Here is a 14,585-nt window from a genome sequence, read left to right as displayed (position 1 = left end):
TTCTTGATTCTTGGCTCTTCCAACCGAAAATTCACCATTCACTTGCGAAGCAAAATTCACCATTAACATCTATCTCGCACAAAAATCAAATCAAAGGCCATACTTTTAAATCCCTAAACCCGTATCTCGAAACCCGCAAACACCTACCCCATCGAATCCTTCTCCTTATGTCTATCTTTCTCCGATTCATTTTCCGCTACACCTGCTTTCCAGTAGGAATAGGCATTAAGTTCCTGTGCAGTCCAGTTTTTTTCTTTTCTGAGATAGGTACGGATTTCTTTAACGCTTGAAAATTCTGCGGCCACATATCCGAATTTTGTAGTTTCAGGAAGGGTGATTTTTTTTACGGTATCCGCCATTTCACTGCTGATGTGCGGAGTGGCGTTATGAAGCCATTTAAATTCAATATCAGCTTTGGTTTCAAGGTTCTGTTCATCTTCTTTTCCGTGAACTTCAATGATGCAGACTCCTTTTGCTGTTTCGGGCAAGGTTTCCAGCATCGCGCTCAGAACAGGAATGGCAGTAGCATCTCCAACAAACAGGTACCATTTAACGTCCGGATACATCTCTTTTGCTTCAGTCCTCATCATGATGCCCAGTTTTGCACCGGCTTCGGATTCACGGGCCCATTTTGAAGCAGGACCTCCGTCGCCATGGTCTACAAAATCAATGATCAGTTCGTTTTTCTCAAGATCAATTCCTTTGTGGGTGTAGGTTCTTACAGCAGGCGCCACTTCCTTTGGAGGATACACCCATTGGCGGTTTTCATCCAGTGTCGGAAAATGAATTTCATCCATACCTGCAGGAGGTACAGCGATCTTGTTATTGTCACCAATGGTGGTATTTTTAAACAAATGAGCTTCCGGAGAATACAGATAGACTCTGATATAATGATCAGTGATATACTCCTTTCTCGTCATTTCCGCAACGATGCGGCCTGTTTGAATTTTAGCCATAACTGAATTTTTAAAGTTAAAATCCGGCTTCCGTTGATGATGAGAAGCCGGATCTGTTATTATATGATGTATTTAAATCAAGGCTAAACGGCTCGATTTAAATTTTTAGAAATCAAAGGTATAAGACAGGTTAAACGTTCTCCCTCTTCCTTTGTAATTGAACAGTTCAGGAAGTCCGTAGGTAGAATATAAAACCTGGGAACGCTTGCTCCAGATGGTCTGATAATCGGTATTGAAAATATTCTGAATTCCCAGATTGAATTTACCCCAGTCGAAACGGTATCCTACCATTAAATCCGAAGTATTGTAACCGTCGATTTCATTCTTAAGATCGTCCGTCAGTTTGAAATTCTGTAAAGACTGGAACCTGAATGACCAGCTTTTAACATTATATCCGATGTAAGTCACCAGTTTTGAAGGGGAAGCGTTATAAATTTCCTGCTTCTTCCATTCGCCATTATTCTCAACTTCCGATTTGATCAAAAGTCCGCTGGCTCCGAAATAAACCCCATTGCTCATGGAGTAAGAAACCTCAGCTTCTATCCCCATATTTCTCAGCTTAAGGTCATTCACAAGAATCTGGAATGTCTTTTTGTCAACGGTAACCGTTTTATCCGAATTGCTTAGGAAACCTGCGATCTGACCTCTCAATCCATCTTTGTTGATACGGTACCCTACTTCAAACTGGTTGGTTTTGATAGCCTGAAGCGGCTGTTGTTTTACATTAATGCTTGATGTCACATCCCAGTTGGTTCCTTTTAGGACATAGTTTCCTATTCCATAATATTTCGAGGGATCTGCTAAACTTACCCCCTGGGAAAAAGTTCCCCAGGCCTGATGCTGTTCATTGAATTTATACAACAAACCGGCATTCGCCAGTGTCACATTGTATGAACTTTCTCCACCCGGAATAGCTGAAGCTGAAGCTCCGTATCCCATAGCCACCTGAGTCTGCTGCACTGAACCTACAAAATCATCTACTTTTACATTGATATTCTGATAACGAACTCCTCCATTCACCTGAAGTTTAGGTAAGATGTCATATTTAGCCTGAACATATCCGGCGTAACTCTGGGAGTGGTTGGTCGGATATCTTCCCAGGCTGTATTTGGTTTCGTTGACCAAGCCACCGCTTGACATGGTTTTTGCAATATCATATACCGACTGGGTTCCTTCAAATTTCTCAAGATCAATATCTACTCCATACGTCACATTGAGGCTTTTCCATGATTTCGACAATAATGCTTTTACCCCCGAATAATAGGTATCCTGCTGTGAAGAAGACATATATGCCGTGTTTACGTTATTTAAATTAACATTTCCGGGGAAAGGATAAAATCCCAACTTCTCTCCTCTCGCAGCCAACTGCACGTACAGATCCTGACCGCCTAAAATATTATTTCCGTTATAGGCCACAGTTCCCATGAAACGTTCTGTTCCTACATTTTTATCGGATGAAAAACCGTCACGCATTTCTAGAAGTCCTGCATTCTTTGTTGTAAAAGCACTTAAATTCTGGCCTAAATAAAGACTTCTGTCTCCATTAAACTTAGAATTGTAGTACTGAAGGGATGCGGTAATTTTATGCTTATTGTTAAATTTATAACCTCCTGTAGCCAATACATCAATAGACTGGTTGTACTGAAGGTCGGTTTGGGTAATATCCGTTAAAACCTGTTTTTCATCAGCTCCATAAACACCGCCATTCTGTTGATAAGCAATGCCTAACCTCCCAAAAAACTTTTCACCTTTCACTGCAATAGCCTGGGCCGCACGGAAATCGTGATCATCTTTACCCATAAATCCGCTTCTTGCGCCCAATTCCGTTTCTCCGCTGATTCCGTTTTTAGGAGGTGTTTTCGTGATGATATTAATGATACCGCCGGTTGCATTCCCTCCGTAAATAGAACTGGCTCCGGAAAGCACTTCAATTCTTTCGATATTAAAAGGATCAATAGCGTCCAGCTGACGGCTGATGGCACGGATACTGTTCAGCGAAACACCGTCTATCATCACCAATGCTGAACGGCCTCTCATGTTCTGTCCGTAGTTGGTTCTTCCCTGCGGGCCGATATCCATACTCGGGATGAGGATTGCCAGCATTTCTTTGATAGGAACTCCGCTTTTGGCCTGTTCCTGGATTTTTTCTTTCTGAACCACCCAAACTGTTCCCGGGATATCCGAGATCTTTGTAGGTTTTCTAGATGCCACGATCACCACATCATCAATACCTTTAGAGGCTATAGAATCATTTGCTGTCTGAGAAAATACTATTCCCGAAGCTAACAGACCTATGAATGCATACTGCTTTTTCATTCTTCTACTCAAGTTTTATAAACCTCCAAATTTAATTTTTATTGTTTCTAAATAAAAACAACAGGGTATGAAATTATTCATATTCCATTAAAAAAGGCCTGAATCCGGGATAAGACATTTGTTTTTATATTAATTTAAGGATGATCAAAGTATACATCTTAGTACCATAAAGTTTCTGTATGATGGTTTCGTAGTTCAAACGAGCAACTGCCTTTTACATCTATACAATCTATCAATTTCAAAACTTGGGAGGGAAATAAGCCTTGTTTTAACGCAAAGGTTTACAGTAATTATGCATAGTTTAAAGGTTGGAAAGACGGAATCGATCAGAGATCGATTCGATTAAGCAGATGTTTTATGCCAATAGCTTCATCAGTGACGCAGTCAGACTCTTTGCTTTCCTCAAAACTGAACGTTAATAAAATGAAGCTTTGCGTTAAAAAAGCTTTTATTTCCCCTAAGTTTTACAGGTGATCCCATATATTTTCAAATCCCAAATTCCACACCTCTTAACTAATAACTCATCATTTAAAACTCATTACCCACTTTACTGAACCCGAACTCAGGCTAAAAAGGTATATTTTATCTGTAGTCATAAAAACGTAAGATCCCGGACTTCGCAAAGCCAAGGATCTTACTCATGAAAAACAAGGTATCTTTAAACCGCAGGCCCTGCTGCGTCTTTTATTTCTTCTAATAACTGTTTCCGCTCACGGAGCCTTCTTCTCGCAATGACAGATTTACCGCCCAATACTCTGATGAATCTTAAATACTGGAATCTTTCTTTTCCGAAATGATGTGTCATCACATAAAAGAGTACTCCAAAACCTACCAGAATAATGTATCCGAAGATCTTTTTACCGGATACAATGATGGCATTTAGCTGAAGTGTTTTCATATTAGCCGCCAAAGTTTGTGGAGTCACTGTCATTCCGTCGATATACACCGCAAGATCTCCTACCGCTGTAATCTGAAAACGGTATTGAAACCATGAGTACAGTGCTGAAAAGAATCCTACTGCCAGAAACGTTCTCCATACCAAAACCAGCCCGATTGCCGCCAGCATATCATCCATTTCAAGTTTATCCAGAGTATAGAACCATACTGAAATAAACAGCGAACACATTCCGAATCCTTTTAAAAACATTGGCAGGTACCAGTTTTCATAATTGAATTCTAAAACCATCGAAAAGTACATGATCAATGCATACCCCATCATCGCCGAAAACCCTGAGAAGATGTACATTTTCAATGGTATTTCTTTTTTAAACCAGAATACGGCAATCACTCCTGCCAGGATAATTCCGGGAACCATGAGCAGATTCAGTCCTGCATTTGTCTGCTGATCATATCCGAGAACTCCAACCGCAAAGGTATTCTGAAGCGAAGTCGTTCCTAAGAACATTCCCAGCCACAACAGCATAAACAGGCCATGCTGCACATTATTTTTTTTGAAAATTTTGAATGATAAATAAGGTCTTTTTAAAGTAAACTGACGAACCACCAGCAAAGCAAAGCTTACAAAAGCAGCAATACTTGCATTCATAATATGTTTCGAATTCCACCAATCCTGCTGTTTTCCGAAAGAAAAGACATAGGCAGAAAACATAAACGTAGAAACGAACAGCAGAATGCTCATCCAGTCAATGTAGTGCAACGGAACTTTTAATGCAAAATATTTATTATGCATAAAAACCCAGTGAATCAGGGCCAGCATAAAACATAACACCGCTGCAATCACATAAAAATGCTGCCAGTTGTAATTAATGGAAACTACCGCCGCATAATAAGCCGCCACCTGATTCATCGCCAGAACAAAGGTGTAAAACAGTCCGTAAAACATCCCTCTGTTTCCAACCATCACCATTAACGGAAGAAACAACTCAATGGTCACCATCATCTTCAAAAATCCGATTCCCAGAGCAGTAAATACAAAGATCATCGGCTGCATCGTTGTAGCATTAATATAGCTCAACACCCCCAAAAGTACGAGAAGCACCGCCATTTTATCCCTGACCTTAAATCTCATCTTCAGTCTGATCACGATAGGCATACACGCACCCATTCCGATTGTGGTCGCGTAGTTCGCCCACATAAAATATTCTGTCATCGCCCCGGTACCGCTCACCAGATAACTGATGTTTCCGGTATATACCCCACCGAGCGGCATCACCACTGCCAGTAGCAGCACGATGAGCAGCAGCTGTACGGGTTTTGGTACCCAGTCGTTATATAATCCTTTGTTGTACATTTTTTTTTAGATACTAGATGTCAGATTTCAGATAACAGACTTTATTATTCCTCTCAATTCCTCCTTCAGCTAAAAGCCTGAGATCTGATATCTATTAGTCTTAATTTTGCTTAGCTTATTTTATTTTGTCAGACGCCAGACAACATATATTAATTGTCTTCAAATCTTCACCCCAAAGTGTTTGAAATCTGACATCTGATGTCTCTCAGTCTTAATTAATATTCACATTCATATTCATCCCCGCGCTCAGTTTTTCCAGATCTTCTTTTTTATTGGAAGTACTGAATTCTATTCTTACAGGGATTCTCTGCTGTACTTTGATAAAGTTACCTGTGGAGTTGTCTGTAGGCACGCTTGAATATCTTGAACCTGTCGCTGCAGAAATAGCAGTGACTACCCCTTCAAATGTCTTTCCTCCCAAAGCATCGGCTGTCATCGTCATTTTTTGACCGATCTTAATATTCGGCATCTGTCTTTCCAGGAAATTAGCGGTTACCCATTTCTGACCATTCAGAACAATGGTTGCCACCTGTTGTCCCGGCTGGATCAATTGTCCTTCGGAGATCGTTCTACGCCCCATGATTCCATCGTAAGGTGCCGTAATTACAGTATAGGAAAGATTGATTTTTGCCATATCCAGTGCTGCTTTCGTTCTTTTAATCTCAGCATCATTAATGCCTAATTTGCTTTTCACCTCAGTGGTAGAAAGATTAGCTGACTGCTTCTGATTCACCAGAGTCTCATACGCCGCTTTCTGAGCATCATATTCAGTTTTGATCTGATCATATTGCTGTCTGGTCACCGCTTCTGCAGCGAGAAGGTTTTTATATCGGTTTAAATTCTGCTCAGCGTTCCAAAGTCTGGCTTTTGCTCCTGCAATATTGGATTCCATCACACTTACGTTATTGGAAACGGTATTAACGGATGAACTTGTTGCCGATCTCTGTGCCATCGCATTCTGATAAGCAGCTTCAGCCTGACCCAGTTGGGTTAATATTTCATTTTTATCCAGAATAACCAGAGTATCTCCTTTTTTAACCTTCTGGTGTTCGATGAATTTGATGTCTTTGATATAAGCCGAAACCCTTGTATTGATTGGGTTAATGAATTCCTCTACCTGAGCCGCTTCCGTGTAGGTTTTGTCTCCGATGTGAAAATATTCACGAACCAGCCAGAAAAGCCCGAATCCAATGACCAGAAAGACAACCGTATTGGAAATGATGGTTCTTATTTTATTTTTTTTATTCTGTTTCTTTTTAACGGCTGCCCCTGACTGAGCCGGAGCGGCCTGAGTATTTTGAGTGGTTTGTTCCTTGTTTTCCATTATCTTGATTTTCAGTTTTAAAATTAGAGCGTTCCTGCAGCCTTTAGCAGGTTATAATATTGATACAGCACATTGATCTCTGCATTGGCAAAATCCAGCTCCGACTGCAGTTTCTGGTTCTGTGCATCGATCATTTCAGCCTGTACCGCCAATTGGTTTAAATATTTGGCTTCCGTGATCTTGTAGTTTTCTTCCGCCAGTCTTTTCGAATCATTCAGGATGTCAGCCTGCTGGATCGATTCCTGGTATTTTACATAGGCTGCATTCACTGCCATATCTACATTCTGCTGAACCAGTGTCACCGCATCGCCTGCCTGATTTTTCTGTAATTCACCAAGCTTTACTTTTTCTTTGGTCTTATATAAATTATCAATATTATAGCTCAGTGAAACGCCTGCCTGCCATCCGCCTGAATACATATCCAAAACAGGATTTCTATTCGTAATCGGACGCTGTAAGGTATAACCTCCGAAACCTGATAATGTTGGCATCTGATCTGTTTTAATGATCTCAATATTTTTATCGGCGACATCAATGTTTTTCTTTGCCGATTTCAGCTGAGGATTGCTTTCATGGGCCAGATCCATATAGTAATCCATACCGATTCCGGATTCTTTATCCGTTAGACTTTCAACGGGAACGATCTGTGTTTCGGAAGGAAGTCCTAAGGCAATATTTAAATTGTAATTGAGGATCTTTTTATTATTCGTCAGTGTCAGAATACCCTGATCAAGGTTTTTAATGGCCAGCTCTCCACGGATAACTTCATTACGTGTTACCATTCCTTGTTGATAGAACTTCTGAATATTTTTCAGACGCTCCTGAGCCAGTTTTTTGTTATTTTCAAAAACAGTTTCCTGATTGAACATTTTATAAACGTCCAGATAATTGGAAATCACGAGAAATTTTACATCAAGCTTATTTTTTTCCAGATCCAGTTCAGAAAGCTGCTCTCGTAGACCTGCCATTTCAATGGATTTACTTACCAAACCTCCTTTAAAGATCAATTGAGTGGCCTGTACAGCATAAGAACTTCCGTAGTGAGGCATCGGAACGTTGGTTGAATTCGAAAAATCCTTATCGATAGCTACCGCGTCTCCTAAATAGAACTGACTGGTAGAAGCTGTGATATTGGGAAGCTGCTGAAGTTTTACAACATTTGTATTCTGTTTTGCAATGTCAATATTCTGCGCAGCCACTTTTAACTGCTGATGGTTTTTCACGGCCAGATCGGCGGCTTCACCTGCGGTCATCTGTTTAATCTGTTGAGAAAAAAACAGCGCAGGGAATAGAGCTATCACAAGTGATAGTGCTGTTTTTATGTTGTTTGTCATTTTACCTTGTTTTACGGATACAAAGTTACGGCGACAACAAATTCAATCAAATGTTTGAATTCTGGAAAAAGATGTTCAAATGTAAGATTCTAGTTTTCGAACTGATGTCTGTACTGTCTGGGACTTACTTCCAGATGTTTTTTGAAAAAGTGGGAAAACGCGTACTGATCACTGAAACCGAGGATAGATGAAACCTCAGAAACCGGTTTATTGGAGGAGTTTAAAAGTACTTTTGCTTCATTCATCACAATCAAAGCAATGATCTGGCTGGCGGACTTTCCTGTAATGGATTTTACTACCGAGGAAAGATGTCTGGTTGTAATCGATTGCCGCTCCGCATAAAACTCAACCGTTCTCTCTGTCAGATGGTGTTCCGCAAGGTCCGTGAGGAATACAAAAACGATCTCTTCCTGTCTGGACATCTGGTTCATGGAATAATTATCCTCTTTAGAAATAATTCCGGCCATCTGATAACAAAAAACGGAGAAAAGATGTTCTACCATTTCCTTTTTATACAGCATTTCGGTTTCTGAATCTAAAATATATTTCAAAAAATTAACGCTTTTCCAGACCACTTCCATTTCATTTTCGGGAAAAGGAACTCCCTTGTTCATCTGCTGGCGGAAATAACGATATGTAATTAACCTATTGAATTTCAATGATAAAGCGGAAATAAATTCTCTTTTGTAAGAAACCATCCTGGACTGGAAGTCGCCGCTTACGGAAACCATCTCATAAATCGTCTGTGGGTCGGTAACCATAAACATATTGGCAGAAAGCTCCAGATCACTGAAATGCTGACGGAGCTTTATCGTCCCTGATTTAATAAAAATAAAGGCAGGGTTTTCCGGACGGAAAGGTTTATCCGCAGAAATTCTCTCGAAAATATTATGCTGAGTGAAAATTTCAACACCGAATTTTTCTAAAGCTGACATAACACAAATGTAGCCAATATATTCTGTGCTTACAACCTTTTAATCTTCCAGAGAATAAACCGCAAAGCTCGCCAGCCAGTGGTCTCCGCCATAATTCCCCTGGAACAGCAAAGGAAGTCCATTAGCTAAAAATACATCTGCTGTTTTCTTAAAGTCTTTTTTCAATGGATGTCCGTCAGGAAGCGCTTTTGAGATCCCTTTCATACACCACGCTTTGGAAAAAGAAAGCCCGACAAGGTGAACGGTCTGATAATCGCTCAGATCACTTACCACAGGGATTTTTTCAATATTCTCCAAGCTTCTTTTCTCATAAAAATTATTCAGCCAAAGGACAAATTCTTTCTGTGGTAAAACCCTTCTCATAAGGTCTGCAATTTCAAGACTTGGCGAGAAGAAGTCAGATCCGTCCGGTTCCAGATAAGCGGGTGTTTTCTGATCTTTACCGTAAAAATATTTTGCTTTTTCTTTGAGCTGGCTCTCAAATTCAACGTCATGATTAGCTTTTGCCCAATCGATAGCGAAAGCCAGCCCAAATGCGGTATTCGGATGAACTCCGGTTCTGTTCGGATAGGTTTGTTTAGGAAGATAAGCTTTCCATGACTGTAGGATCTTATCTGTTAATGGTTTTAAATTCTGATGCCAGATCTTAGCTTTGGGATGATCCCAGGTGGTAAGTTCTTCATCAAGCTTCAACAGCCAAGCCCAGCCATAGGTTCTTTCAAACGTGGATGTAAGTTGGTATTTAGTAAAATAATCGGCTTCGACCTGTAGATTTTCTTTATTTAACGAATTGTCAAGAATTTTTTCAATGTCTTTTGCATTGGCAAGATTAGGTTTAGTCTTCAGCAATCTCACAAGCATCCAGTGTCCGTGAACGGAGCTGTGCCAGTCGAAACAGCCATAGAAGCTCGGGTGAAGGTCTTTGGGTGTCAAAGCAACCTCGCCGGCATTATTGATGATATGGGCTGTTTTATTTGGATATTCCTGATTAATACAGTGAAGTGGTTTTTCCAGTAGTTTAGCTGCCATTTCATCGGTAAGTTTCGGAACTTCCTGGGCATATAGTAAGAATGGAGAAAACACGAATGCTAAAAGACTTTTTTTCATTCTTTAAAAATAGAAAATAATTTAGATTTCAAATGATATTTAAACTTCATTAAAATAAACAAATCCTAAATATTTTCACAAAACAATACGAACTTTAAATAAAATAAAGTTTTAAGCATAATTTTTGATAAAGTTTATTAAAAAATATTCATGAGAAAATTATTTTTACCTTTATGTATACTCCTTTTGATGAGCGGATGCAAGAAATCCGAACTAGACGTTGCCAATTCCTCTCCAGCCGTATCAGCAGATAAAGCAATTGACATCGTTAAATATAAAGAAGAGTCTTCTCAGTCACCACAAGTAGCTCCTCCAAATGCGATCAGTGAAAAACTACTACCGGAAGAAAATGAGTCTGCACAATCCTCCTCAACTCATAAAAAGATTGACACTATCGCTAAAAAAGTCATTAAGAACGGAAATATGCGAATCCAGGTTGGGGATATTAAAAAAGCCCAGAATCAGGTGGCAGATATTCTGAAAAAAAATAATGCTTACATTCAAACGGAACAGTTTCAAAATACGGATGTTGATGACAATCTGGATCTTGTGATCCGTGTCCCGCACAAAAATTTTGATGCGCTGATCAACTCCTTTTCAGATGGAGTAGGCTCAGTTTTATCCAAAAATATTTCGTCTGATGATGTCACTGAAGAATATACTGATGTCTCCATCAAACTAGCCAATAAAAGGATCTATCTGGAAAAGTACCGTGACATGCTCAGAAGTGCTTCTACCACGAAAGATATGATTGAAATCCAGGAGAAAATCCGTGAACTTGAAGACGAAATAGACGTTGCGGAAGGCAGGCTTCGCTTCATTGACGACCGGGTGAATTACAGTACCCTCAATCTGAGTTTATACAAAGAAAAAGTAAGAACCTCTGCCACCTCAAAAATTGGTTTTGGAAGCCGTTTCGGAGATTCTGTAGCGGAAGGCTGGAACAGCTTTGTAAGTTTTCTGTTGGGAATTATTTCATTCTGGCCATTCTTATTACTCATCCCGATCATTATTTATCTGTGGAGAAAGTGGAGAGCCGGAAGAGCAAAATAGTCTGAGGTTTCGGGATGCGAGGTTCGTGGTTTCGGGATTTGAGATCAATTGCAAAACTTGTGAAGCAAATAAGATTAATTTTTCTAACGCACTTATAAATGTAAGCAAAGATGGAATCAATTGCATTGATTCTGGTGAAGTGAACAGATACAGATTTTTTGCTAATTTGCGATAGCTGTATCATCTGAGATAGAAAAAATTCAAACCATTAAGGTTCTGTTAAGCTTTTAAGAACATTAAGTTTTAGATTCGCTTTATGACGTACGGCTTAAAAAATCATTTGATTTTTTCTTAACCAATCTTACATCCTTCATTGATCTTAATGTTTTAAAAATCTGAAATGAAAATCTGTATCATCTGAGAAATCTGCGAGAGACATCATTATAAACAATCTTTTCTAATCGATCCCTTAATTGTCTTATCCCAGACTCAGATTAAATGACAAAAGTAATTTTCATACATAAAATAAAAATCCGGATATCAGTGATATCCGGATTTTTACTGCACTATCAATGACTTAAGCATTGAAATAATCTTTCACCGTCTCGAGCACCTGCTCGTCTGACATTTTCTGCGCCGTATCTAATGTTATCGTAAGGTTTTTAAATTGAGCTGTATCATGAAGATAATTTTTCAGCTCTTCCTGAATGGTTCCCGGGCCTGTAATGTAGACTTCCTGGGAATTGGTCAGAAGATGTTCCACTTCTTTAAAAAACTTGACTCTGTTGGTACGTTCGGCATTATTCGCTGCATTCTCACTGGAGTTTCCATGCTGTATTTCCGCTTTTACCGGGCTGCAAAGGAAAAACTTGAATGCATTCTGAGCATCGTGGTTTTTTACTACAACTGCCTTTTCCGTATCGATCCAAAGTCCTGCTAATTTTTTGTCTGACATAATTTATTTTTTTGTGTTATATCCTGTATAAAACAAGAATGGTGCAAAGCGGATGTTAAGGGCTGTTAAATGTTGAAAAAGATATCAAAAGGATTTTTCACACCTATTTATTTTCTCTATAAAAGCCTCTAATACAAAAGCCGCCTTACGATGAAGACGGCGGCTTCTATTGGTGATGTATTATCTCTCGTGAATTACTTTTTAATCGTTTTAGTGATGCTTCCACCATCTTTGTATTGAATTTTCACAAAATAAATTCCCGGTTGAAGAGTACTGATGTTCAGGCTGTTCTTTGAGACATTTACTGAAGAAAGCATCTGAAGACCCTGGGCATTAAACACCTTCACTTCACTGATTTTTCCGTAATAAGTTTCCGGTGCAAAATTGATCAGGTTATCCGATACAATTACTGAAAGACCCTCTTCCTGATTATTTCGGCCTGCAGCTTTACATTCCGGGCCTTCACTGCAATTGCTTATCACTTTCCAGACCGCATTGCTTCCCGGTGCTTCTCCCGGATTAGCATACCATTTGTTTTCCCAGATTTTGCAGGCATAAAATACTTTTGTACCGGCAGTCGAATAAGCCTTTGCCTGATTATATGGCTGCGATCCGCAATAGGTAATAGGACCGCTAGTCTGACAATTCGGACCTTCAGTACATGCGCTGATTTCCTCCCAAACCATATTGCTTCCCGGAAGTTCATTAGGATTAGCATACCATTTGTTTTTCCAGATTTTACAGGCATAGAATACACTTGTCTGGGCTGTTGGATACGCATGAGCCGGGTTATATTGCTGTGCTCCGCAATACACTTGTCCATTTCCGCCTTCTATATTTTTAGTCCTGATTTTTAGTTCATTACTGGCATCCGAGATTTGGTCGTTTTGGGCAACAGCCTTTATCGTGTAGCGATATTCAGTATCTTGGGTTAAACCTGTACGTAAGAAACTGGTTTGCGTTGTTTCTGCAACCTTGGCTCCGTTTTCAAAGATTTGATAATTTTTAATACCCAATGTATGCGTTGAAGCCATCCACATCATCGAAACAGAGTTTTCCGTGACGCCCATCGAATGGAGATTTGAGGGAGCGACAGGCTTTTCAGGAGTATTTTGGTCATCCGTCTTTATAATAAGTGGTGCACTTTTCGGTGAAGTCAGTCCTGTAGAACCTTTCGCCTGTACTTCGTAAGTATAATTGGTATTGGCAGATAAGCCCTGGTCTTCAAATTCAGGAACGTTTAAAGTCTGTACGGCCTGTCCGTTACGAAAAACCGTATAAGATGCAGCATCTCCCTGAGGCGCCCAACCTATTTTTATAGAAGAGCTCGTTACGCTTATTTTAGCCAATCCCGTTGGGGTAGCCGGCTGGGTAGGCGTTACCGTAGACTGTACATTCACGTCGATTACATTATAAAATGCATTCGCTGTATCTGCAACATCCCAAACGGCAAGGATAACATGATATCCCTGACGGTTAGCCGGAATGGTAATATGATGCGGCGTATTATCCTGTGGTGGTGTACCATTATGAACCACTTCTCCTATCAGTTCAAGGTTCTGACGTGAAAGCGGCTGATTGGGATTCCAGCCCGGTTTCGTCATATAATAATGCCATTTTGCTGTGGCGTGATAAGCGAGATACTTCCAGATGAAGGTATTCACGCCGGTTGTGATATTGGTTTTCTTCCATCGGTCAGCAGTCTGAATATCAAGAATGGTATTCCCTCCTATACTTCCATTGGCAGAAGCAATCATTCCGTCTGCCGGACCGAGTGCCGGAAATCCTTTTTTGGCTTCAAGAGATCCCGGTTCATTAATTACACTGCCATATATTCCCAGTGCTGCGGTATAGCCTAATGTAGCCTTATCCAGACTTCCCTGATAGCCCCGTGAGGCCGGACTCATTACATATCCATGGGCTGACAAACGTGCTGAAGAAAATGCCAGAGCACATAATAATAGTGCTGAAAAAAAAATTCTAAGTTTAATCATATTTAAATTGTTTAAGGTGTTTTATTATTTTAGCTAATCTGATGAAAAGGCTCGACTCTATTTTGTCATCACCAGGGTTTTTAATAAAAACGGGACAAATCCAGTATTTTCAAACCTTTGTCTGGTCAAAAAGCAGCATTGAACATCCTAAAGAATTTGTTATCAGAGTTTACAAATTAAAAATAGTAGAAGTTCTGAGATTAGCTATTTAATCACTGTAAACAGAATTCGTTAAGTATTACTCAAATTTAAAAAAACACATTACAATTAATGCATTTAATTAAAAATTAACCTAAATAAACATAATTATGATTAATATTAATCAACATAAACTAATTATGTTAATAAATTATTCCACTTAAAGATATCAAAAGAATTATATTCAAATTTAAGCACAACAAAACCACCGATCGTCGTCAC

The 14,585-nt window shown here is 39.6% G+C and carries 10 protein-coding genes; 1 reads left to right on the top strand and 9 read right to left on the bottom strand.

Going from position 1 to position 14,585, the window contains the following annotated elements; translation table 11 throughout:
- Positions 1 to 143: 143 nt before the first annotated feature.
- The 7 genes from LC419_RS11825 to LC419_RS11795 form a co-directional block, all read right to left on the bottom strand.
- Positions 144 to 956 carry a siderophore-interacting protein gene (locus LC419_RS11825; protein WP_223607525.1) on the bottom strand — a complete coding sequence of 271 codons (813 nt, stop codon included), beginning with the start codon at positions 954 to 956 and terminating at the stop codon, positions 144 to 146.
- A gap of 105 nt (positions 957 to 1,061) precedes the next feature.
- Positions 1,062 to 3,272, bottom strand: a complete 2,211-nt coding sequence (locus LC419_RS11820; protein ID WP_223607524.1) for a TonB-dependent receptor — start codon at positions 3,270 to 3,272, stop codon at positions 1,062 to 1,064.
- Between the two features lie 658 nt (positions 3,273 to 3,930).
- Positions 3,931 to 5,523 carry an MFS transporter gene (locus tag LC419_RS11815; protein ID WP_223607523.1) on the bottom strand — a complete coding sequence of 531 codons (1,593 nt, stop codon included), beginning with the start codon at positions 5,521 to 5,523 and terminating at the stop codon, positions 3,931 to 3,933.
- Between the two features lie 211 nt (positions 5,524 to 5,734).
- Positions 5,735 to 6,847, bottom strand: coding sequence for an HlyD family secretion protein (locus LC419_RS11810; protein ID WP_223607522.1), 1,113 nt, complete (start codon positions 6,845 to 6,847; stop codon positions 5,735 to 5,737).
- A gap of 23 nt (positions 6,848 to 6,870) precedes the next feature.
- A complete protein-coding gene (locus tag LC419_RS11805; RefSeq protein WP_223607521.1) occupies positions 6,871 to 8,181 on the bottom strand; it encodes a TolC family protein in 1,311 nt (436 codons plus the stop codon).
- A gap of 89 nt (positions 8,182 to 8,270) precedes the next feature.
- The gene (locus LC419_RS11800; protein WP_223607520.1) at positions 8,271 to 9,116 is read right to left on the bottom strand and encodes an AraC family transcriptional regulator; all 846 of its coding nucleotides are present in this window, start codon (positions 9,114 to 9,116) and stop codon (positions 8,271 to 8,273) included.
- A 39-nt stretch (positions 9,117 to 9,155) separates the two neighbouring features.
- The gene (locus LC419_RS11795; protein WP_223607519.1) at positions 9,156 to 10,223 is read right to left on the bottom strand and encodes a DUF2891 domain-containing protein; all 1,068 of its coding nucleotides are present in this window, start codon (positions 10,221 to 10,223) and stop codon (positions 9,156 to 9,158) included.
- Between the two features lie 150 nt (positions 10,224 to 10,373).
- Between LC419_RS11795 and LC419_RS11790 the strand changes: the two genes are divergently transcribed.
- A complete protein-coding gene (locus LC419_RS11790) occupies positions 10,374 to 11,276 on the top strand; it encodes a DUF4349 domain-containing protein (protein ID WP_223607518.1) in 903 nt (300 codons plus the stop codon).
- Positions 11,277 to 11,793: 517 nt separating this feature from the next.
- On the opposite strand, the gene LC419_RS11785 is transcribed toward LC419_RS11790, so the two are convergent.
- Both LC419_RS11785 and LC419_RS11780 read right to left on the bottom strand, forming a co-directional pair.
- Complete coding sequence (locus tag LC419_RS11785) at positions 11,794 to 12,171, bottom strand: hypothetical protein (RefSeq protein WP_223607517.1); 378 nt, start codon at positions 12,169 to 12,171, stop codon at positions 11,794 to 11,796.
- 194 nt (positions 12,172 to 12,365) lie between these two features.
- Entirely contained in the window at positions 12,366 to 14,165 is a 1,800-nt protein-coding gene (locus LC419_RS11780; RefSeq protein ID WP_223607516.1) for a lytic polysaccharide monooxygenase, read from the bottom strand.
- Positions 14,166 to 14,585 lie beyond the last annotated feature (420 nt).

This window comes from Chryseobacterium sp. OSA05B (assembly GCF_019970065.1).
Classification (GTDB): Bacteria; Bacteroidota; Bacteroidia; order Flavobacteriales; family Weeksellaceae; genus Chryseobacterium.
Note: the sequence above shows the minus strand (reverse complement) of the source record. Positions and strands in the feature narration are given on the sequence as shown.